Here is a 20,814-nt window from a genome sequence, read left to right on the forward strand (position 1 = left end):
TTGCGAAACGACGTGACAATGGATGGCCTGATGCGCAGTGAGACGATTTTTCTGCTAAAGTGTCGATCTCGAAACTGAACTTCCGATCACCGATGACCGAGAGCACCGACAACAAAATTCGTTCAAAGGGCAAGCTTGTTCGATGGCTTGCGGTTATAGCATGCGGTTTTGGCATTGGAATACTGCCGCCGCCGGATGGCGTTTCGCGCGAAGCCTGGACCTTGCTCGCGATATTTGTCGCGACGATCGTCGGTTCGATCCTCCAGCCGATGACCGGAAGCGCAATGGTGCTGATCGGCGTTATCGCGACGGCTATCTTTGGCGCTCTGAAGATCGAAACCAGCCTGAGCGGCTACGCCGACAAATATGTCTGGCTCGTACTCGCTGCATTCTTTATCTCGAGGGCGATGATCAAGACCGGACTGGGGCACCGGATCGCATTGATGCTTGTCCGTCTGATCGGCCGCAAAACGCTCGGACTCGGTTATTCGCTGGTGATAACAGATTTTGTTCTCGCCTCGTTCGTTCCGTCGACCGGAGCGAGATCCGGCGGGATCATATTGCCGATCGCGAGGAGTGTCTCCGGAGACGTACGATTCGCGGCCCGATGACGGCACAGCGGGAAAGCTCGGCACGTTTTTGATGAACCTCTTGTATCAATGCGAGGTCATCCTTTGCGCGACATTTTTGACGGGGCAGGCATCGAACCTGATCATCGCGAGATTTGCGATGGAACACGCCGGCATAGACATGAACTATTCGATCTGGTTCATTTCGGCGATCGTTCCGGCGATCGTTTCGCTCACCGTTATACCATTGATGATCTACCGCTACTTTCCGCCGGAGATCAAGGAAACGCCGAACGCGGTCTCGTTCGCCCGTGACGAGTTAACAAAGCTCGGGCCGCTTTCAAAAAGCGAATTGATCTTATTGGCCGTATTTGTCGTGGTCGTGGCTCTCTGGATCACATCGCGTTTTCACGGCATCGACGCGACGGTCATAGCTCTTTTCGGGATCGCCTTTTTACTGATAACACAAGTACTCGACTGGAGCGACATAATAGACGAAACGCATGCCTGGGAAGTATTTATCTGGTATGGCGGCCTCGTAATGATGGCCAGTGAGCTCGGCAAGACGACGATCACAAAGCTCTTCGCCGAGTCGATCGCCGGTGTCACGGATGGTTGGTCGTGGCCGATGGCGTTGGCCGTCTTGGCGCTGGTCTATTTTTACGCACATTACGGTTTTGCGAGCATAACGGCACATGTGACGGCGATGTTCATACCATTTTTGACCGTTACCATCGCGGTCGGGGCACCGGCTGGGCTGACAGTGCTCTTGCTGACCTATTTTGCTAATTTGAGTGCAGGACTCACGCATTACGGAACTACGCCGGCACCGGTCTATTTCGGCACGGGCTACGTCAAACAAGGCCAATGGTGGACGATCGGCCTCGTCGCGTCTGTTCTCAATATCATCATCTGGTCGACGATAGGCCTCGCCTGGTGGAAATTGATCGGTTGGTGGTAAGTAGATAGAATAAAGAAACTGAAGACCAAAAAGGGCAAGTGAGGTAAAGCTACCTCACCTGCCCTGATCATTCGATCAAAAGCGTCCCTTAGGGAACGAATACGTTCGGGACCGGCTGGTCGCCGGTGGTGCCGAATGACTGGATCAGCGTTCCGGCAGTCGAGCGTTGGACGAACCAGGTCGCGCTTGCCGGGCGAAAGACACCTGCGTCGAATTTACCGTCGCCATCATAGTCGCCAGGAACCGGTAAGTCGCCGTTCGCTCCGAATGGGAATGCAAAGAACGAGAAGTCTTCGCTCCGCAGGATGAACCAGTTGCCGTTGGATGGCCGCCATATCGCGACGTCGGTCTTGCCGTCGCCGGTATAATCGCCCTGGACCGCTTTGTCCGTTGAGGCACCAAATACCATTGCCAACACCGTATTGTTCGAGCTTCGCTGTATCCACCACTGAGCACCGCCCACTGCGTTAGGCCGGAAAATGGCGATGTCTGCCTTCGTGTCACCATCGTAGTTGCCCACGACAGGCACGTCACCCGCGGCTCCAAATCCGGTTATCGTTGTGCCGCCGGTAGAACGGTTGATGAACCAGGTTTGTGTAGTCGGCCTGAAGACCGAAGGATCCGATTTCCCGTCACCATCAAAATCGGCCGGAACCGGAACATCGCCGTTTGCACCGAATGGAAACGCGAAGAACGAGAGGTCTTCGCTGCGCAAAATGAACCATTGGCCGGTTGCCGGACGCCAGATCGCAATGTCCGTCTTTCCGTCGCCGGTGTAATCAGAAGGTACGATCTTATCGGTTGCATTTCCAAATTGAAGGGCCGAGTTCGTTCCATTGGAAGAACGCAAATACCACCACTCACCGGCTGCCGGGCGATAGATGCCGACATCCGTCTTGTTGTCGCCGTCAAAATCATACGGAGCACGGCCGGTGCTGGTCAGGCATGCCGCCCCGGCGATCTTGCCAAGGATGAGTGCTTTGGGCTGCGGTCCGAATCCGAGCAGAAAATCAATCCCAACGGCATTGAGGTGACAGTAGCTCATTATCGTTCCGCCTCCGGGAGGAGGCCGGCGGGGTCGCGCAGGTTCCGCCTGGTCCCGGTTCAACCGCGACGCAACCGTCGATCGCCGTATTATTGCCGTTCCAAACGCAGGCTTGCGTGTGGTCTGAGCCAAGATTATGCCCGGTCTCGTGCGTAAAGACCTCGACGGTCCAGGAAAAGGTCGGCACATTGTTGAATGTAGGCTCTATGCCGCTCACGGCATAGCCGTTAGGACAAATGGAATCCAAATTGGCGATCCCGCCATAACCGATCAAAGTGATCAAGTGCGCTAGATTTCCATTATAAGTCGGGCGATTCATCGTGAATGCATTCAAATGAACACCGGCATCGTTCGTCGCCCCGTAGGGACTAACGGTATTCCAGACAAACGTCTCCGAAAGAGAAACGAAAATACCATCGTTCGCAAAAAGAGCCGCCGATTGATTAAAAAATCCGGCAACGTAAGCGATAGTGTTAGGAACCGAGCCCTTATTTTGAAAAACGTCAAAATTTGCCTCGACATAAATGCGTGTAACTCTCGCAGCAACTGCGTCGGCAGATTGCTCCTGCAAAACAGGAATAGAAGCAGATTCGTTTCCGGTGCTTCGAACATTGCAGAAATTTTCGGGGCGCGTTTTCAGATCATTTGTATCAAAGAATATATGGGTATCGCTTCGATTATTTCCCGTCAACCTACCTAGCGATGAATTTCCGAGTGCTTTCGAGCGGATGCTGCCCATCACTTCGTTCGGGAAAATGCTGATCGCGACCAGCGAAAGCGGTTCGCCCTTGATCATGCCGCGATAGTGGTTACCGAGGCTATTCTCATAAGATTGGCCAGTGGGTGCCGACGTCGAGACCTTGAAACCGGGCGCAAAGATGTCAGCTTGCTCGAGGTCGAGGTCGATAAAACCGCCGTTACCGTCCGGGATCGACAGCGTCATATATTTGGGTGCTTCGGCGATAATGTTTCTGATAGCCTTTTTGTCGAGGTCAAGGAGTACGCCTCTCGACACGGCGGTATAAAGATCGTCATTTCTACTGATCAATCTCGCCGTTGGTGCGAACAGCTCACGGCGTTGAAAGTTAGCGCCGGTTGCCCTGGCTATTTCGATCGATTCCGGTACCGCTTTGATGCCCGCGGTCCGGGTCGTTCTCTTTAGAAGATCTTCGAACACAGAACGATCTTGTGCCCGCAACGTGATGGTTGGAAAGATACAAATGGCCAAAAACGCTAAGCCAAAAATCAAAACAGACGATCTCTTCATATGCAATCTCCTTTTTGCTAAGCAATATTCAAAAGCGGTGACGTCCGGGCCACCGAAAAAGATACGAATTGGGAAATTTTCGAAATTCTGCCACCGAATTAAAAAAAAAGCAACCAAAATTCTTATATCCCGGTTGCTGCTTTGCCTTAGCGAGTCGTTGATGGCGGGAAATTTCGCTTTGAAATTTCGATCGACAGCTTCACTCGAAAGCCGCGAATTCAAAGTCATTCACAGTGGCCGTCGCAACCATGACTCGAGACGGCAATATAAACAAGAATCGCTTGGACGCCGCAGCCGGTCGCTCGGCGATTTCGACGCTAACGGAAGACAGATAGAAACACAATATCGCAGTAGTAAATATCGCCGATGTCGAAATATCGTAGATCAAACCGGTCTCCGTTCATTCGACGGTATCGGCGGCCTTTCTCCAATTTCAAGTAATGCCGATACTACGTTCGGTATCTAGTGCGACAAGAATAAGAAAACCGGCTCAAACTTTATTTTTCAAAGCAGAAAATCGTTAGGAAAATAAGCCGATTAAGACTATTCTTAGGCGACTGGAAAGATATGATTGAAAAGCCGATCACACTGATTCTGCGTGAATTGAGGACGGGCGGCGATGAAACTCTCGACGAACTGCTGCCGCTTGTTTACGATGAACTACGCCGATTGGCGAACAGCTATCTCAGCCGCGAACGCTCTAATCATACTCTTCAGCCTACGGCGCTTGTTCACGAGGCATATTTGCGGCTGATCGGCCAAAACGAGATCGACTGGCAAAATCGCGCTCATTTCTTTGGTGTTTCGGCCCGATTGATGCGCGAGATCCTGATCGAATACGCCCGTGCCAAACATCGCCATAAACGCGGCGGCGAGGGCCTGACACAGATCGAACTTTCCGATTCGATCGGATACACGAATTCGAATACGCTGAACGTCATCGCTGTCGACGAAGCATTAACAAGCCTCGAGTCGCTCGATAAGGATCAGGCACGCGTGGTCGAGCTTAAGTTCTTTGCGGGATTGACCATTGAGGAGATAGGCGAGGTAATGGGCATTTCGCCTGCGACTGTAAAACGTGAATGGTCGACTGCCAAACTCTATCTCCACAAGATTCTAAATTAAACGGCCTGTTCTCAAATTCGATCGACGTCGTAATGACCCCAGAACGCTGGCAGAAGATCAAACCAATACTCGAACGATCACTGGCTATTCCGGTGGTGGGGCGAAGTGAATTCCTCAAAGATGTGTGTGACGATGAGGAGATGCTTCGCGAAGTCGAGGCCTTTCTTGAATTTGAGAATGTCGAATCAACCGGACTGGACAGTTCGGCCTTAACGATCATCACTGATGGTTCTGTCGCAGGCTCAATGATCGGCGCGAATATCGGCCGATACGAGATCGTGTCCGAACTCGGTGCCGGCGGAATGGGCTCGGTCTATCTTGCTATTAGAGCAGACGGTGAATTCAAGCAAAAAGTCGCACTCAAGCTGATCAAAAGCGGCATCGGCTCGGAGTCGATCCTCAAGCGTTTTTACGCGGAACGGCAGATCCTGGCCACTCTTGACCATCCGAACATCGCACATTTGATCGACGGCGGAACTACCGAAAACGGAACTCCATATTTCGTATTGGAATATGTCGAAGGCGATACGATCACCGATTTTGCCCGCACCCGCAAACTGGATCTCGAGGGCCGGCTTGATTTGTTTCGTATGGTCTGTGCAGGTGTTTCGTTTGCACATCAGAACCTTATCATTCATCGCGATCTCAAGCCGTCAAATATTTTGGTAAATAATGAAGGAATTCCAAAACTGCTCGATTTTGGCATTGCGAAACTTCTCAAAGATGATTGTGACGGGCAAACGGTCACACAGCACTTGGCATTCACGCCCGAATTCGCGTCACCCGAACAGATACGCGGGGAAAACCTGACCACGGCGACCGATGTGTATTCGCTCGGTGTTGTCCTATACCAACTGCTGACCGGCGTTCGGCCGTTCAGGTTTGAAGGAAAGAACTTTGGACAAATAGTGCAGACGGCAAGTGAAACGGTCCCTGTTCGGCCATCGGCAGCCGACACATTGGAAATTCCGCACGATGTTGAGACAGACGCCGTGTATCCGAGGTCAAGGCTTCGCGGCGATATCGACAATATAATTCTCAAGGCTCTAAACAAGGATCCCGCCAGGCGTTATTCGTCAGTCGAACAGTTTTCCGAAGATATTCGCCGTCATTTGAAGGGGCTGCCGGTCTTTGCACGGCAGGATTCGCTTCGGTATCGGGCAGAGAAATTTGCTCGACGAAATCCGCTGGTGGTGGGATCTATTGCCCTTGCATTTATGATACTTGTCGCGGGAATTTTCACGACAACCTATCAGGCTCGACGAGCAAATGTCGAACGAGAACGAGCCGAACGTCGCTTCAATGAGGTCCGGGCACTCGCGAATTCGTTCATTTTTGAGATAAATGAGAAGTTCGCCGAGAGTCCGATCGAAGCCCGCGAATTGTTGGTTCACAGAGGCCTCGAATATCTCGATAAGCTTTCAACCGAGGCCGAAGGTGATGAAGAATTGCAAGGCGAATTGGCTGCTGCATATCAGAAGATCGGCAATCTTCAGTCGGAGCTCTTTAATCCCAATCTCGGAAAAACATCCGAGGCTCTACTAAGCCAGCGAAAGGCGCTTGAGATCCGCGACAAGTTGCTGGCACTAGACCCGACCAATAGATCGCGCATTCTCGATGCCATTCAGAGCCGCATCGATGTTGCGAATATTCTATCGATGAGCGGAAAGGTTGCAGAAGCACGAGAAGAGTACCGAAAAGCGGCATCGCAGGGGGAAACCGCACTAGAATCATCGCCCGGCGACGTCAAACTCCGAAACACCCTCGCGCGAAGCTATGCAATGCTCGGCCAATCGATACTGCGAAGCGGCTCCTTGACCGGTGCTCTGGAAAATTACGAAAGAGCCCGAATTATCTATCAAAAGATCAACGATGAAAACCCAAATGTCGACACAAATTTATTGTCGCTCAGCATAATCTCGTCATACATCGGCTATGTAAAGCTGGAAATGGGCTCGACCGACGAAGCCATTAGATATTTTGAAGAGGCATTTTCGCTGACCAAGCGATCGATCGATCTGGACCCGGCGAAGCCGGGTGTTGATAACGCGATCATAATTCCGCACCTCTGGCTCGGTGTCGCAATCAGCCACATTGACCCGGACAAGGGACTCTTCCATATTAGGCGGTCTTTGGAAATGCAGCAGGCAGTCGCCAACGCCGACCGAAAGAACCTTGGAGAACTAAATTCGATCGCGGATTGTTATCTCGAGCTAGGCCGGGCATTGACGCGGAAAGCTGAACGCGAAGGAAACCCGACTGCTGCACTGGAGTCGGCTGTCTCCGCGTTTAAGACGGCGATCAAAGATTATGAGATCGTAAAACAGGCAGATCAGCAAAACATATCTACCTTAAGACAGATCGCTTTTACTCGAACGTCTCTCGGCGATGCGTTGGGAAAATTGGGCAAAAAGGCACTCGCCGTCGCAGCCTACGAACAGGCACTTTTCGAATCGGAACAGGTCAATCAAAAAGACGGCAATAACAGTGAATTTCGCCACGACTTGGCATTATGCCTTTCGCGTTTGGCGGAACATCGTGTGAAACCCGCGGTGAATATCAACCGTGCGATCGCGATCCTGGAAAAACTCGTCGCCGAATCACCTGAACACAAACAACGGCGGTTCGATCTCGAAAAGGCCAAAGCCCTTTCGGCGAAGATCACCTAGAACGACCGCTCGCCTCAAGCTAAAGCCGTAAGATCAAGCTCCGCAAACAAAAAAATGACCGGCCCAAAATGAACCGGTCGGCTTTGATTAATTGCCAAAAGCAAAACTAACTAAAAGTTAAGTTCGCTCCCCGGTGCTCCTGGTGCTCCCGGTTCGGGTGCATCGACCTTGTCAAGAGCTTCTTTGTAGATCTTGATGTAGCCGGCATCCTCAAAACGCTTTTTGGTCGCTGCGAGATAGTCGCTGAAGACGGCCGCACGTTTACGCGAGAGCATTTGCTCGAACAGGCTGCTTCGCTGTTTCGCAAAATCGGCGGTGTTGGCATCCTCACGTTTCGTGACACCGACAATCACCCAATTGTCGCCAAGCTTGATCGGCGTTTTTGTTACATCGCCGGCTTTCATTCCGTAGATCGCGTCTTCGAGAGCTTCACTGGTCGAGGCTGATGAGCCTTCTCCGAGCGGAGTGCCGAGGACGAACGCCTTCTGATCTTTAGCTTTCATGCCCTTGGCAGTGGCGGCCGCAGCAAGCGCATCGGCGCTTGCCGTTCCGGCAGCGATCTGTTTGGCGATCTCCTCGACCTGAACACGAGCCTTATCGAGTTTGACCACATCGATGATCTGGGCTTTGACCTCGTCAAACTCAGCATCACGCGGTTCTTTACGATCAGCGAGCATTGGGATCGCAAATCCATTCTGGATCGGTGTTTTCTCGCCGACATCGTTTACAGCTTCGAGCGGGGCGACACCTTCTTCGAATTGCGGCGAAGTACCGATATCCGGAATGTTATCGCCCGGTTTGACGTACCCTGTTTCTTTGATCATCTCGGCCGGCTTCATATTTGCCAAGGGAGCAAATTCGGCGGCGGTCTTTTGAATATCTTTGGTCTGCTTGAGCGAATCAGCCACCTTCTGGGCAAGCTCAGCAGCGGCAGCATAAGCACGGCGATTGCGAAGACTGACGTCGAGCTCCTTCTTTGCGTCCTCAAAAGGCTTCGGCACATCCTCGCCGCGGCGAAGGATGAAATAACGATTTTGATATAGGATCGGCTCAGTGATCTCGCCCGGTTTCATCTTGAACAATCGCTGATACGGATCTTCGGGCTTGCTGGGATCTTCGCGGACAGGGCCGCGGAGTTTGCCGCCGAGGGGTGCAGTAGCAGGATTCTCTGATTGTCCCTTGGCCGCATTCGCAAATTCCGCTTCCGTTATCACCCCGCCATTCTTGGTCCGCAGTTGTTCAACGATCTGAGCGGCCTTGCCCTGTACTTGCGAATCAAATTCCGGTTTCGGAATACGCAATACGATCTCCTGGCCAAGTGTACCGGCTGTTCGTTTGTCCGCGGGCAGTTTGTCATATTCGGCTCGCAGGTCAGCGTCCGAGATCTGGAGCTTTTCACCGATCTTCACGGTGTTTACAAAGAGATATTTGATCTTCTTCTGCGGGACGCCGATGTAGTAGCTGGCCTTGTTCTTGTCAAAATATTCACGAAGTTCGGCATCGGTCGGAACTATCGTCTTGGAAAGTTCATTACTGCTGACGGCAACGTACGAGAGGTCAAATTTCGTATTTTTTCGCTGAAAATCGCTCAGAACATCTTCTTCCGAAACGGTTACGCCGGAGGTAATGAAAGCATCAAGCTTTCTGCTGCTGACATCGTCGCGAATACGCTGTTCGTACGCGGCGATGCTGCCAAACTGTTCGCGAACGTTCAATTCGTAGCGTTCCTGATCAAATGGCTTGCCGTCTTCGCTCTTATTCTGCTCACGGATCGCGGCCGCAACTTCGGCATCGCTCGCGGTCAGGCCCAATCGCTCGGCCTCGACCCGCGAGATGCGGCTGCCGATCAGGCCATCAAGCATCATTTTTGCCGGAAAGCTGCGGCCTTGTGAAAAACGGCTATAGCTTTCCTTTTGCTGGACAAGCTCGCCGACGGTGATCTTTTCACCTGACACGCTGGCTACCGTTTCGGTGCTGCGGGCGAGATTGGACCCCGTCGTGGTATTCGTCGAACTCCTGTTCCAAAAAACAAGACTAACGACCATAATGACGGCAAAAATGAGAATGAAAAAATTACGCGTTTTTTCGAGACGGTTAAAGAACTTTAGCATCGAGTAATACCTGCAAACCTCTGGGCCTAAAATATAATTGTCTTTATGGACAAACGCCAATATTAGCAAAAAAGGCGCCAAAATCCAATGTAAAACCACGCAGCGCGCCGATAAATAGGCGCGTTTACGGCTCAAATTGCTTGATGTTTCGATACAATTCGCGGATTATTAGTTTGCAGACTAGGCTTGAGATGGAAACCAAAAAGATCAGATCGGTCGCAATCGTCGTCAAACCGAACCACGCCGAGGCAATGGCAACCGCAGTCGAACTCGGCGGCTGGCTCGCAGATCACGGTATCAAACAGATCGGCGACCCGATCTCGGCAAGCGACGCACGTCGCGAACCGACCGTTATCTCCGACGCCGACCTGATCGTCGTCCTCGGCGGCGACGGCACAATGATCTCGGCCGCACGAATGGTCGGAAACGCCGATGCCCGCGTGATGGGCGTCAATTACGGCAGTCTTGGCTATTTGACCGATTTTCGAATCGAAGAGATGTTTAACGCTCTCGAGTCGATCATCGCCGGTGAATATGAAGTCGACCGCCGGGAAATGCTCAATGCCGAACATTGGCGCGATAGCGAACGCATCGCCGATGGCCGCGTACTCAACGACGTTGTCATAAACAAAGCGGCACTGGCGCGGATCATCGAGATCGACGTTAAGCTGAACGGGCTGTTTGTAAACACGTTTCGTGCCGACGGACTGATCATCTCGACGCCGACCGGTTCGACCGCGTACAACCTCTCCGCAGGCGGTCCGATCATTTATCCGTCGATGAATGCAGTAGTGATAACGCCGATCTGCCCGTTCACACTGACAAATCGGCCGATCGTCGTGCCTGACACTGCCGAGATCGAACTGCATCTGCAAGATGCGAACGAAGGCGTGTTTCTCACCTTCGACGGCCAGACAGGCCACCGCATGCAAGCCGACGACCGCGTCGTGATCCGCAAAAGCGAAACCACGTTCAACCTAGTCCAGCCGGCGAATCGAAACTATTTTGATGTATTGCGAGACAAGCTGAAATGGGGACGATAGGATATTTTCACCGCAGAGGCGTGAAGACGCAGAGAACTAAAATTAACAGGATGGACAGGATGAACAAGATACTTTTTTCATTTTGAGTAGCTTGGCGAAATCATCCTGAACATCCTGTGCATCCTGTTTGAAATACCTCCGCGTCCCTGCGGTTAAGCCGCCGTGAACAAGCTGATCTGATCGCTTTCGTCCGACTCGAAGCCTTCCGGCCACCATTGAAATTTCCGCAGGTCGCACTTTCCTTTGTCGCTGAAAACAACGCCCTCAGCCTCGAGCAGTTCCTGCTGAAGATTTAGCGGAATGGTCAGCCGGCCGGTCGAGCATTTGCCCTGCGAATTGATCACGCGCTGCCACGGCACGCCTTCGTCCGCCCCGTGCATCACATAACCGACAGTCCGGGCTGTGTAACCCTCGCCCAAAACTATCGCGATCTGGCCGTACGTCATAACCATCCCGACGGGAATTTGACGAACAATGGCGTAAACCGTTTCGCGATAAGTTTTGTCGTTTACGTTCATTTTTAAGATTCAGCCACGAATGACACAAATAGCACGAACAAAGTCAAAGCATAAAATTTGTGTCATTCGTGTTATTCGTGGCAAAACTTCCTACTCATTTCGCCTTAGGAAAGTTCTCGCAGGCGAGCCGTCGCCGGTTGCTCCGTCGTATTTTAGCGGTGCACAGATAAGTTCGTAATCGCCGGCCGGGACTTCGCGGAGATCTACGCCTTCGAGAATGACTATCTCCTTTTCGAGCAAAGCGATATGCACCGGATGGCCGGGCGAACCGCTCTTTTCGATCGAGAGGTAGTCGATACCAACGAGGACGATCCCGTTATCGGCAAGCCGCTTGGCTGTTGCGGGTGTTATATACGAAAAATCGGTCCGAAATCCGCGTTCCGGCTCAGACCAAAATGCGGAATTCTGCGTTTTGAAAATTATACGTTCGACCCCATCGATATTTCCGACATGTTCGGGCTCGATCGCGGTCACATCTTCGGGTACGGCGATGACTCGGCATGGGCCGACGAGTTTGGCCGGATCGATCTCGTGGATGCGTTTTGCACCGTCGATAAAATGGTTCGGCGCGTCAATGTGCGTCGCCGTGTGAACGCCGATCGAGATCTGCGAAACATTAGCCGAATCGCCGCGTTCGATCGCCTTGAACGACGCAATATCAACACCGGGATCGCCCTTATAGATCGGCGTTCCGGCATCGATCGTGACAGTGATGTCGTATATGCTCACTACTTGATCCCCTCAAAATTACTCTCGACCTTTCTTGGCTTGAAGACCGAGTTTGCACCACTCCTTACCAACTTTCCGCTGCGATTTGCGACAAATTTTTGGCGGTAGAAAACAGGCGCCTTTCCGGTTCGAACTGTTACCTTCCAGGCGGATTCTGTCTCGGTGTCCATGATCTTTTCAGCTTGAAACCAGCCAATAGATCGCGGTTTGCCGTTCGAAAATTCCATAACGTCAACGCCAATGCCGCCTTGGCCCTGATGCATCCCGCCGCCAAACGAGAGCGAAAATTCGTCCAGGCCGTTCGCATTCAAGTCCCGAATGGAATTGATCTGCAGCGTCCAACCGCTCTGATCGCCCCAGATTCCGACCAGCTTATCGTTCTCAAAAATAACGATCGCAACTGTGCCAAGACCATTTCCGGTCTGGCAAACCTGGTAAAACGCCGCCTTTTGAACAGCTCCCTTTTTAGTGAACTTTCCGCTCACTTCGCCCGCTAGTTCCGGGTCGACCGCGCAGCCATCGCTCTGATACTTTGCCTTTAGTTTCGGCAGTACACTTTGCTCAAAAACGGCCTGCTCTGCGTCCGGCAACATCGGCAATTCGTCGAGCAGCTCAATGGTCGGATCGTAGATCACAAGCGTTTTTTGGGCTGATATGGGAATTGCAGAGACAATAAACAACAGGGCAATAAAAATAATAGGTCGCATATTCTGAAAGAATAATCTATTGACCTATCGCACACAAGATTTGCAATCGACGGAGGTTTATACTTAGGCTTGAACTGATATGGAGATCAAACATATAGAAAAAGGCGGCCGAGGTGCATTTCTGATCAAGACGGACGGTAAACGTGTGGCCGAAATGACGTACGTGGCCGCGGGCGAAAGCGGATTTATCATTGACCATACCGAAGTCGATGAAAGCCTTCGCGGGCAAAAGATCGGCGACAAATTGCTCGCCGAGGCCGTCAGTTACGCTCGCGGCAAAGGTCTGAAGATCTTCGCGACCTGTTCGTTCGCTCTCAGGAAACTCAAGGAAAACGCTGATTACGCGGACGTGTTCGGCGGATAATATATGCAGACACCGCGCATATCAGCTTCGAGCTATTCGAACACCGCACCGCTTGTGTGGTCGTTCCTGTACGGCAGGAATCGAGGAAACGTCGAGGTCATAATGGACACCGCACCGGCACGTTCAGCCGAATTACTGGCTCAGGACCGCGTCGATGCGGCTTTGGTTCCGGTGATCGCTTATCAGATGCTCGATGGCGTTCGCCTCATCCCGGACGTCTGCGTCGGAGCCCGGACGCGCGTCCGCAGCGTTTGTCTCGTAACAAAGGGAATGGACCTCGCTGATGTTCGCAGCGTGTCACTCGATGTGTCGTCACGGACATCGGTCGCGTTGACCAAGATCCTCTTTCGCGAGTTTCTGGGCTTTGAACCCGAATGGAAAGATGCTCAGCCGAACATTGGATCGATGCTTGCGGATACTGATGCAGCGTTGTTGATCGGCGATCCGGCGTTAAAAATTGCGGATCGCGGATCGCGGATCGCGGATTCGCGAACCCAAAACCTAAGACCAACGACCGAAATACGAAAGTTTGACCTTGCAGATCTGTGGCATCAACACACCGGTCTCGGATTTGTTTTCGCAATGTGGATGACGCGACGCGATAGCGTCGGTATCGACTTCGCCGCCGCCCGAGACGAAGGCCTGGCCCACATTAACGAGATCGTCGCCAATTACGAATCCGAGATCCATCTCGGCACCGGCGAAATGCAGGATTACCTCTCAAGCAATATCTTGTACTCGATCGATGACAAGATGAAGCTGGGCATGGAGCTGTATTTCAGCCTTGCTGAAAAACACGGTTTGATCGATCGAAATAGCCCGCTGAAGTTTCTCTAATCGAACTTGCTGCAAGAACTGCCGAATCCTTACGTTCAATTGACGTTGTATCAATAAACTATTTGGAGCGTTTAGGTTATGAAAAACTTTCTTGTCATTGCGGTCAATCTCGGCGTCGTGGCATTTGCACTCGCAGCACTCGGTACATTTCTAAATTATTTGTTCGGTTTGAGTATTGGCTTTAAGGGAAATGCTTTGCCAAATGATCCGGTGATCGGAGTTGTGTTTGTGGTGATGGCCGGCGTTTTTGGTGCGGTTGCGTATTTTGTTAATAGAAAGACCGAAAAGATTCAGCCCGAAGAGTCCTGATCAATAAAAGGATTTTTCGCCAATATCTCGGCAATATCAATCTCGAGCCGATCAGCCATCGCCTGATCGGCCTTTTTCATCTGTTCGAGCCAGTGGGCAAATATCATTCGCCGCGAATCAGGCCCCTCGATGCGATTTTTGAACTCAAACTCCACGCCCATCCAAAACGTGAGACTGTAGATCATCCAATACAGTATTTCGCATCGGTCGGCAGTCGATCTTCGTTCAAGATCGAGGCCGCGTTCGGTAACAATGTAGTGATATTCGCCGCCCGTGAATTCGACGTGAGCAACGCCCACATCCTCGCGTTCGGTTAAGATCGTATACTGTCCATCATACGGCCTGACCCGCTGACATAGCTCGTTGTATTCGGCCTGAAGAATTTTCAGTTCCTTGGTCATTCGTTCTCAACTCAGAGCACTGGCCGTTTCAGCTCGTCATACAAGACCTTGTCGATCACCTTGCCATGTTCCTTAATATGTTCAATGACGATCAGAGAATAATGTATCCGCAGGTCAATGTCCTTGGGCTTGCCAATAAAATAGAGGATCGAACGCTGTTTGCCGGCCGTCAGTGAATGAAAAAGCTTGTCGCCTTCAGCATCCTGTTTTAAAACCTCGCGAAACTCCTCGGGCATGGGAAGCCCGTATTTGCTCTCGTCTTTTACGAGCTCAACGCTAACCGTATCGCCCGCAACGATTCCCAATGCGTCACGCTTTTGTTTGTTGACGATAATGTAGAATATTTCGCCCGACGGCAATAACGCACACTGAAAGGCTTCGCCGCCATTGATAGCACAAACAACACGTTTTGATTTCCCTTCGAAACCGAATTTCTTCTCGATCTCTTTCGAGACGATTAGAAAATGCCAGCCCGAATCGATGGGCGATTTCGTAAGGGTCGTTTCAAATTTCACACTTTTCGCCATTGCGACTATTTCACCACAGAGAACACGGAGAAACATAGAGAACATCCGGGAAACCTTCCTTGCCTTCTTCGATTTCTCTGTGACCTCTGTGTCTCTGTAGTGAATTCCGACCGAGCTTTGTTAGAATGAGAATTAAGTGGCAACCATGATCCAACCTATATTAGACAAGGCCCTCAGCGGCGAGCGTTTGACTGCCGATGATGCAACCGCACTACTCGAATCACGTGATTTTGTCCGCATCGGACTTGCCGCGGATGAAATACGCCAACGCAAAAATCCGGGCGATGTCGTCACCTACATCATCGATCGCAATATCAATTACACGAACGTCTGCAACGTCGTCTGCACATTCTGCGCATTCTACCGCCGACCGGGCAAACCTGATACCTACGTGCACTCGATAGACGAAATTTGCGCTCGCATCGACGAGACCATAGCACTCGGCGGAACGGGTGTCCTGATGCAGGGCGGTTTGCATCCGGATTTTAGTATCGAGTGGTACGAAGACCTGCTCTCTACGCTGCACGCAAAATATCCCAATTTTCAATTGCACTGTTTCTCGCCGCCCGAGATCCACAACATCTCGCTGATCTCCAAGCTGGATTATGAAACGATCCTTCGACGTCTGAAAGCCGCAGGTCTCAACTCAATGCCCGGCGGCGGCGGCGAAATTTTGGATGACGAGGTTCGCCGACGCGTTTCGACCAAATGCACGACCCAGGAGTGGCTCGACGTGATGCGTGCTGTTCACAAGGTCGGGCTCATCTCGACCGGCACGATGATGTTCGGCATCGGAGATAAGATAGAGCACCGCGTGCGACATCTTGAGCGAATCCGTCAGGTACAGGACGAGGCCCTCGCGAACAAAGCCGTCGACCCGAATTACGGCGAGTTCACGGCGTTTATCCCGTGGACATTTCAACGCGAGAACACCGCACTAGGCCGCAAAATTACCGAAGAACCAACCGGCATCGACTACCTCAAAATGCTCGCCGTATCGCGATTATTTTTGGATAACATCCAGCACATTCAGGCATCTTGGCTCACCCAAGGCCTCAAGCTCGGCCAAACCGCCCTCCGCTTCGGTGCCGACGACATGGGCTCGATCATGATCGAAGAAAACGTAGTCTCCGCCGCCGGTGCCGAAAACGAAGCCAACGAACGCGACCTAAGATACCAGATCCGCGAAGCCGGCTACCGCCCTCAGCAGCGTGACATTCTCTACAACTACATCGACCGCGAAAACGTTGATTTCCTGGATCAAAAAAAATCGATGCCGCTCAAGCAACTAAGCGTCGCATTTGCTGATTGATATATGAATGAAGGTGCACATTTCTCTGGATACGATCTGCGCTCAACGAACTTCGTCGGCTCAGTAGCGAGTTTCTGCCCAATTTTTTCTTTCTTGCTCCTCGCCTTTATCTCATATCACCCGGTTTTCATTACGACGACGATCGATGAGATGGTTAGCTATTGGCAGATATTTGCAGTATCCGTCTTTGCGTACCTTGCGGCTGCACTAGTTACTTGGAAATCTGCGAAAACGCTATCGACGAAAGTGTCTGTTTGGTTTCCTATTTCAATGGTGGGTTCTATTTTATTCACGGCCGCATTCATGCTCTGGGAGGCAATGAACATTCTTCTGGGCCGCACAGAAAATCAGTCTGAGGGCGATCAGTTGGCCTTGTGGATTCTTTACTCGACGCTTTTTCTCATTGTGTTGAGCGGAATTTGCACTTCTATTTCCTTCAGTATTTACGATTCATACGAGAAGAAAACCCATGAGCCATTGTGATATTATCTTCCCGCCACGATATTGGCGTTGTATCAACTTAACTACAATTTAAGGAGCAGACAGATGCGAGTACCTACGAAGGTGTTTTGGAGTCTATTTTTTGTCGCGATCTTTGTCTTGGCCGGTACGGCTAATCGGCCCGTAAACGCGGCCAACTGGTCGAATACGATAGCGTTGGCAGCCCTCGACGGCAGCCTTTACAGTATTGAAAAAGGTGGGGCATTGTACCGAACCGACCTGAGCAGCGGAAGTTGGGTTCAGATCGGAAAGGCTGAGTTTGGGAATACAAAGATGATGGTCGCCGGGCCGCAAAACCTCTTCACGCTCGAGGCGGATGGCAGCTTGTACCGTGTCGATCCGTCAAATGGTTCTTGGGTGAGAGTCGGCAAGGCCGGTGAATGGAAAAACTCGATCGCGGCTGCATTTTCGGGCACGCGGCTTTTCACCATCGAATCGAGCGGCGCACTCTACGGCACAAATCCGATGAGCGGAGCGTGGGCGCAGGTCGGAAAAGCAGAATTCGTCAGGACGAAATTTCTGTTTGGCTCAAACGATTCACTCATCACGATCGAGCAAGACGGCAGCCTATACGCTATCAATGCCGGTAACGGAGCGTGGCGTCAGATCGGCAAATCAGGAGATTGGATCAATACCCTTCGAGGCACCCTACTGGCGAACAAACTCTATACGGTCGAATCTAATGGAGCCCTTTTTGAGACCGATGTAAACAGCGGCACGTGGCGACAGATCGGGAAATCTGAATTCGGCAGAACCAAGTGGTTCTTCAACACAGGCGGTTCGCTCTATTCGATCGAACATGACGGAAAACTCTACCGAATAAGCCCGTCGAACGGTAGTTGGGTGCAGATCGGAAAATAGATGGCCGCAAAGCTCGCAGCACTCTTGCTCACGCTGTTGCTCAGCATCGCCGTCGGGGTCGTTGTTTTAGCGTTCATGATAATTGCGATGAACGGCTATAGCGAGGGCGATGCGGCGTGGGGCCTCGGAGTATTCGTGGCTCTCGGGCTGATCGTTTCGGTTTTAGCCGGTATTGCGGCCTATTTTTTCGCCGGTGCACTCGTCAAAAAGGAGTTCTCGCTTCTGTTTGCGGCTTCCGTTGCCGTGCCGGTTTGTACAATTGTCGCGATCGTCCTTGAGATAGTTGCTGCTCTGATCGGCGTCGGTGTGGCGGAGTTAGTTAGAGTAAATTTCTGATCAATGCCCGAGATATTCATCGAGACACAGATCCACGCGCCTGCAGAGGTTTGTTTCGACCTGATGCGGGATGTTCGGCTCCATACCGAAACAATTTCTCAAACACATGAAGAGGCAGTTGCGGGCGTGAGCGTCGCTATGATCGGTGTCGGACAAACGGTTACGTTCGAAGGGTCGCATTTTGGTATGCGGCAGCGACTGACGGTCGAGGTCACCGAATTTGAACGGCCGCGACTCTTTGTCGACGAAATGATCGAGGGCCGTTTCAAATCTTTCAAACACATCCACGAATTTATCCGCGTCCGCAGCGGTACATTATTGCGCGACACCATCATCTGGAGATCGCCATTGGGATTTTTGGGCAAGATCGTGGACAAGTTGGTTCTTGAGCGGCACCTACGCAAATTGGTCACCACCCGCAACAAAAAGCTAAAACAAATTGCCGAAAGCGGTGTTTTCTGTGCTGAAAATTCCGCTCTGGTAAACAAAATTACTTCGCCGTAAGCTTTTGACAACATGAGCGAGCTACAATTTCGGTATATGAAGAGATCGATCCTACTGCCAGTCAGTTTGTTGCTAATTGTCATCAGCACCTTCGACATCTGGGCACAAAGCAAAACTCAGAATGTCATCTTGATAACGCTTGACGGCGCGCGGAATCAGGAGATATTTGGCGGCCTCGACAAGGAGATCTTTATCTCGGCCGACAAGAATGCTGAAAAGACGATGGCCTACAAACGATTTTGGGCGACAACGCCGAAACTTCGGCGGGAAAGGTTGATGCCGTTTTTCTGGGGCACACTGATGGCGTCGCATGGCTCGATCGCCGGCAATCGCGAACTCAAAAGCTCGATCCAGACGACCAACAAACTTTGGTTCTCATATCCCGGATATTCGGAGATACTCACCGGCCAAGCCCATGACGACGTGATTAATAGCAATGGCTTCGGTCAAAATCCGTATCCGTCGGTTCTCGATTTTCTGCAGAAGAAGCTGAAACTCGACGCCAACGAGGTCGTAGATTTCTCTTCGTGGGAGGTTTTCAATCGGATAGCAACCAACAAACCCGGATCGTTTATGGTCAACGCCGGATACGAGGAGTACGAGTCAAAAAATAAAGAAATAGCCGACCTTAGCCGGACGCAATTCCAAACGCTCAGCCCGTGGCCGAGCGTTCGGCACGACTATTACACATTCAAACTCGCCCTCGCTCACATGAAGGAGTTTCGCCCTAGAGCCGTGCATCTTGGCCTTGGCGAAACAGACGATTGGGCACACGACAAAAACTACGAACGCGTGCTCGATGCCTTGAAATTGACGGATGACTTCTTAAAAGAGCTTTGGGAATTCGTCCAAAACGATCCGGCCTATCGCGACAAGACATCGATCATCATTACGACCGATCACGGTCGCGGAAACTCAACAAAAGATTGGTTCGATCACGGCGAAGAGGTGCCCGAGGCTCAGCATATCTGGATGGCTTTTGTAAGTCCTGACTCAGAGCTTCGCGGCGAATGGAAAAATTCCGACACCATCTATCAGAACCAAGCCGCCGCAACGCTTTGCCGGTTTCTGACCTTGGATTACAGCGAACAGAATCCGCAGGCGGGAAAGCCGATCAAGCAGCTTTTTATTATGAAATAGCTTCGGCACCGCAATTCTTACCCAACTATTACAAACCGCTCGCTCCTGAACTGTTACTCTAATATTGTCTTAATTTAGCTGCGCCTTTATATCTTTAATGCAAAACGTCCTCGAATTCGAAAGCAAGCGAACCGGTTTCAATTGGAAAAATGTCGCGATCGTAACATTTTTTCACCTTGCGGCAGTTCCGGTTATCTTTACTTTTAGCTGGTCAAATCTGGCGGCTCTTTTGATCGGCAACTGGATCGTCGGCAGCCTCGGAGTTGGGCTCGGATGGCATCGATTGTTGACGCATCGCGGGTTTACGGCACCGAAGTGGCTCGAATATCTGCTTACGATCTTTGGGACGATGTCGATGCAGGATCCGCCCGACAAATGGGTCGCAACGCACCGGATGCACCACAAATTCGTTGATACCGAGAAAGATCCGCATTCGGCCCGCAGTGGTTTTTGGTGGCCGCAGATCGGTTGGGTCTTGTGGGGAACCGCTCAGGACCATGACTCGGCAACGATGAAGCGTTACGTTCCGGATCTCTTGAAAGACAAGGGACAGGTGCTGATCTCAAAGTATTTTTACCTTCCGATCATCATTTCTGCGTTTATTCTGTTTGCGATCGGCGGTTGGACGATGGTCGTTTGGGGAGTAGCGGCACGAGTTGTATTTGGCTGGCACACGACGTGGTTCGTCAATTCACTCTCGCACATCTACGGGAAACGCCCACATGACACCGGCGACCTTTCGACAAACAATTGGTTCGTTGCCATTCTTACCTTTGGCGAAGGCTGGCACAATAACCATCACATGTGGCCGACCTCGGCACGGCACGGCACGGAGTGGTATCAATTTGATATGAACTGGATCGCGATCCGCATATTCGAACGTCTCGGCTGGGCAAAAAATATAAAACTCGCCGCCGAGACGCCCCCCATCGAATTGAAACAAGCAGCATAACGTATTATTCTTCGGCTTCGGAGGCC

General features: G+C 51.5%; 23 protein-coding genes. 15 read left to right on the plus strand and 8 right to left on the minus strand.

The annotated features are described in order from the left end of the window. Positions 1-92 precede the first annotated feature (92 nt). Together IPK01_04380 and IPK01_04385 are read left to right on the plus strand one after the other, a co-directional pair. Positions 93-611 carry an anion permease gene (locus IPK01_04380; GenBank protein ID MBK7932729.1) on the plus strand — a complete coding sequence of 173 codons (519 nt, stop codon included), beginning with the start codon at positions 93-95 and terminating at the stop codon, positions 609-611. Further along, the gene (locus IPK01_04385) at positions 577-1,530 is read left to right on the plus strand and encodes a DASS family sodium-coupled anion symporter (GenBank protein ID MBK7932730.1); all 954 of its coding nucleotides are present in this window, start codon (positions 577-579) and stop codon (positions 1,528-1,530) included. Before IPK01_04380 ends, IPK01_04385 begins: the two co-directional genes overlap by 35 nt. Before the next feature lie 88 nt (positions 1,531-1,618). Here the strand turns inward: IPK01_04385 and IPK01_04390 are convergent, their stop codons facing one another. Both IPK01_04390 and IPK01_04395 read right to left on the minus strand, forming a co-directional pair. Then, positions 1,619-2,575, minus strand: coding sequence for a VCBS repeat-containing protein (locus IPK01_04390; protein ID MBK7932731.1), 957 nt, complete (start codon positions 2,573-2,575; stop codon positions 1,619-1,621). Next, the gene (locus tag IPK01_04395; GenBank protein MBK7932732.1) at positions 2,541-3,752 is read right to left on the minus strand and encodes a hypothetical protein; all 1,212 of its coding nucleotides are present in this window, start codon (positions 3,750-3,752) and stop codon (positions 2,541-2,543) included. The genes IPK01_04390 and IPK01_04395 overlap by 35 nt, the downstream gene beginning before the upstream one ends. Before the next feature lie 657 nt (positions 3,753-4,409). Between IPK01_04395 and IPK01_04400 the strand changes: the two genes are divergently transcribed. Then, the gene (locus tag IPK01_04400) at positions 4,410-4,967 is read left to right on the plus strand and encodes a sigma-70 family RNA polymerase sigma factor (GenBank protein MBK7932733.1); all 558 of its coding nucleotides are present in this window, start codon (positions 4,410-4,412) and stop codon (positions 4,965-4,967) included. A 32-nt stretch (positions 4,968-4,999) separates the two neighbouring features. Next, positions 5,000-7,636 (plus strand): protein kinase, encoded by a 2,637-nt coding sequence (locus IPK01_04405; protein MBK7932734.1) that lies wholly within the window; start codon positions 5,000-5,002, stop codon positions 7,634-7,636. A 110-nt stretch (positions 7,637-7,746) separates the two neighbouring features. Here IPK01_04405 and IPK01_04410 read toward each other — a convergent pair whose 3' ends face one another. Then, positions 7,747-9,747, minus strand: a complete 2,001-nt coding sequence (locus IPK01_04410) for a peptidyl-prolyl cis-trans isomerase (GenBank protein MBK7932735.1) — start codon at positions 9,745-9,747, stop codon at positions 7,747-7,749. 206 nt (positions 9,748-9,953) lie between these two features. Here IPK01_04410 and IPK01_04415 point away from each other — a divergent pair, with 206 nt between their 5' ends. Then, a complete protein-coding gene (locus IPK01_04415) occupies positions 9,954-10,790 on the plus strand; it encodes an NAD(+)/NADH kinase (protein MBK7932736.1) in 837 nt (278 codons plus the stop codon). 152 nt (positions 10,791-10,942) lie between these two features. Here the strand turns inward: IPK01_04415 and IPK01_04420 are convergent, their stop codons facing one another. From IPK01_04420 to IPK01_04430, 3 genes are all read right to left on the minus strand, one after another. After that, positions 10,943-11,308 (minus strand): MGMT family protein, encoded by a 366-nt coding sequence (locus IPK01_04420; protein MBK7932737.1) that lies wholly within the window; start codon positions 11,306-11,308, stop codon positions 10,943-10,945. A gap of 90 nt (positions 11,309-11,398) precedes the next feature. Then, a complete protein-coding gene (locus IPK01_04425; protein MBK7932738.1) occupies positions 11,399-12,037 on the minus strand; it encodes a cyclase family protein in 639 nt (212 codons plus the stop codon). Then, on the minus strand, positions 12,037-12,744 hold the full coding sequence (locus IPK01_04430; GenBank protein MBK7932739.1) for a hypothetical protein: 708 nt from the start codon (positions 12,742-12,744) through the stop codon (positions 12,037-12,039). The genes IPK01_04425 and IPK01_04430 overlap by 1 nt, the downstream gene beginning before the upstream one ends. A gap of 79 nt (positions 12,745-12,823) precedes the next feature. On the opposite strand from IPK01_04430, the gene IPK01_04435 reads away from it, so the two are divergent. The 3 genes from IPK01_04435 to IPK01_04445 all read left to right on the plus strand — a co-directional run bounded on the left by IPK01_04435 (position 12,824) and on the right by IPK01_04445 (position 14,254). Next, positions 12,824-13,108, plus strand: a complete 285-nt coding sequence (locus tag IPK01_04435) for an N-acetyltransferase (GenBank protein ID MBK7932740.1) — start codon at positions 12,824-12,826, stop codon at positions 13,106-13,108. Between the two features lie 3 nt (positions 13,109-13,111). Continuing rightward, on the plus strand, positions 13,112-13,945 hold the full coding sequence (locus IPK01_04440) for a menaquinone biosynthesis protein (protein ID MBK7932741.1): 834 nt from the start codon (positions 13,112-13,114) through the stop codon (positions 13,943-13,945). 78 nt (positions 13,946-14,023) lie between these two features. Then, positions 14,024-14,254, plus strand: coding sequence for a hypothetical protein (locus IPK01_04445; GenBank protein MBK7932742.1), 231 nt, complete (start codon positions 14,024-14,026; stop codon positions 14,252-14,254). Here IPK01_04445 and IPK01_04450 read toward each other — a convergent pair. Continuing rightward, positions 14,236-14,655 carry a hypothetical protein gene (locus tag IPK01_04450; GenBank protein ID MBK7932743.1) on the minus strand — a complete coding sequence of 140 codons (420 nt, stop codon included), beginning with the start codon at positions 14,653-14,655 and terminating at the stop codon, positions 14,236-14,238. The genes IPK01_04445 and IPK01_04450 overlap by 19 nt on opposite strands. Positions 14,656-14,666: 11 nt before the next feature. Continuing rightward, the gene (locus IPK01_04455) at positions 14,667-15,170 is read right to left on the minus strand and encodes a DUF1905 domain-containing protein (protein MBK7932744.1); all 504 of its coding nucleotides are present in this window, start codon (positions 15,168-15,170) and stop codon (positions 14,667-14,669) included. Positions 15,171-15,327: 157 nt separating this feature from the next. On the opposite strand from IPK01_04455, the gene mqnC reads away from it, so the two are divergent. The 7 genes from mqnC (at position 15,328) to IPK01_04490 (ending at position 20,788) form a co-directional block, all read left to right on the plus strand. Continuing rightward, on the plus strand, positions 15,328-16,494 hold the full coding sequence (gene mqnC, locus IPK01_04460; GenBank protein MBK7932745.1) for a dehypoxanthine futalosine cyclase: 1,167 nt from the start codon (positions 15,328-15,330) through the stop codon (positions 16,492-16,494). A gap of 3 nt (positions 16,495-16,497) precedes the next feature. Beyond that, positions 16,498-16,977: a hypothetical protein gene (locus IPK01_04465; protein ID MBK7932746.1), complete on the plus strand. Its 480-nt coding sequence runs from the start codon at positions 16,498-16,500 to the stop codon at positions 16,975-16,977. Between the two features lie 63 nt (positions 16,978-17,040). Next, positions 17,041-17,856, plus strand: a complete 816-nt coding sequence (locus tag IPK01_04470; GenBank protein ID MBK7932747.1) for a hypothetical protein — start codon at positions 17,041-17,043, stop codon at positions 17,854-17,856. Next, a complete protein-coding gene (locus IPK01_04475) occupies positions 17,857-18,192 on the plus strand; it encodes a hypothetical protein (protein MBK7932748.1) in 336 nt (111 codons plus the stop codon). A 3-nt stretch (positions 18,193-18,195) separates the two neighbouring features. Further along, the gene (locus IPK01_04480) at positions 18,196-18,696 is read left to right on the plus strand and encodes an SRPBCC family protein (protein ID MBK7932749.1); all 501 of its coding nucleotides are present in this window, start codon (positions 18,196-18,198) and stop codon (positions 18,694-18,696) included. 36 nt (positions 18,697-18,732) lie between these two features. Continuing rightward, positions 18,733-19,836, plus strand: coding sequence for an alkaline phosphatase family protein (locus tag IPK01_04485; GenBank protein MBK7932750.1), 1,104 nt, complete (start codon positions 18,733-18,735; stop codon positions 19,834-19,836). Between the two features lie 97 nt (positions 19,837-19,933). Next, positions 19,934-20,788, plus strand: a complete 855-nt coding sequence (locus IPK01_04490; GenBank protein ID MBK7932751.1) for a fatty acid desaturase — start codon at positions 19,934-19,936, stop codon at positions 20,786-20,788. The last annotated feature ends 26 nt before the right edge of the window (positions 20,789-20,814 follow it).

Source organism: Acidobacteriota bacterium (assembly GCA_016713675.1).
In the GTDB taxonomy this organism is placed as follows: Bacteria; Acidobacteriota; Blastocatellia; order Pyrinomonadales; family Pyrinomonadaceae; genus OLB17.

Excerpts from the sequence above, each read along its gene's own strand:
- IPK01_04485 (MBK7932750.1), top strand. The coding sequence starts at position 18,733 with ATGAAGAGATCGATCCTACTGCCAGTCAGTTTGTTGCTAATTGTCATC.
- IPK01_04475 (MBK7932748.1), top strand. The coding sequence starts at position 17,857 with ATGGCCGCAAAGCTCGCAGCACTCTTGCTCACGCTGTTGCTCAGCATC.
- IPK01_04400 (MBK7932733.1), top strand. The coding sequence starts at position 4,410 with ATGATTGAAAAGCCGATCACACTGATTCTGCGTGAATTGAGGACGGGC.
- IPK01_04430 (MBK7932739.1), bottom strand. The coding sequence starts at position 12,744 with ATGCGACCTATTATTTTTATTGCCCTGTTGTTTATTGTCTCTGCAATT.
- IPK01_04380 (MBK7932729.1), top strand. The coding sequence starts at position 93 with ATGACCGAGAGCACCGACAACAAAATTCGTTCAAAGGGCAAGCTTGTT.
- IPK01_04490 (MBK7932751.1), top strand. The coding sequence starts at position 19,934 with ATGCAAAACGTCCTCGAATTCGAAAGCAAGCGAACCGGTTTCAATTGG.
- IPK01_04470 (MBK7932747.1), top strand. The coding sequence starts at position 17,041 with ATGCGAGTACCTACGAAGGTGTTTTGGAGTCTATTTTTTGTCGCGATC.
- IPK01_04390 (MBK7932731.1), bottom strand. The coding sequence starts at position 2,575 with ATGAGCTACTGTCACCTCAATGCCGTTGGGATTGATTTTCTGCTCGGA.
- mqnC (MBK7932745.1), top strand. The coding sequence starts at position 15,328 with ATGATCCAACCTATATTAGACAAGGCCCTCAGCGGCGAGCGTTTGACT.
- IPK01_04420 (MBK7932737.1), bottom strand. The coding sequence starts at position 11,308 with ATGAACGTAAACGACAAAACTTATCGCGAAACGGTTTACGCCATTGTT.
- IPK01_04465 (MBK7932746.1), top strand. The coding sequence starts at position 16,498 with ATGAATGAAGGTGCACATTTCTCTGGATACGATCTGCGCTCAACGAAC.
- IPK01_04445 (MBK7932742.1), top strand. The coding sequence starts at position 14,024 with ATGAAAAACTTTCTTGTCATTGCGGTCAATCTCGGCGTCGTGGCATTT.
- IPK01_04450 (MBK7932743.1), bottom strand. The coding sequence starts at position 14,655 with ATGACCAAGGAACTGAAAATTCTTCAGGCCGAATACAACGAGCTATGT.
- IPK01_04440 (MBK7932741.1), top strand. The coding sequence starts at position 13,112 with ATGCAGACACCGCGCATATCAGCTTCGAGCTATTCGAACACCGCACCG.
- IPK01_04410 (MBK7932735.1), bottom strand. The coding sequence starts at position 9,747 with ATGCTAAAGTTCTTTAACCGTCTCGAAAAAACGCGTAATTTTTTCATT.
- IPK01_04435 (MBK7932740.1), top strand. The coding sequence starts at position 12,824 with ATGGAGATCAAACATATAGAAAAAGGCGGCCGAGGTGCATTTCTGATC.
- IPK01_04480 (MBK7932749.1), top strand. The coding sequence starts at position 18,196 with ATGCCCGAGATATTCATCGAGACACAGATCCACGCGCCTGCAGAGGTT.
- IPK01_04405 (MBK7932734.1), top strand. The coding sequence starts at position 5,000 with ATGACCCCAGAACGCTGGCAGAAGATCAAACCAATACTCGAACGATCA.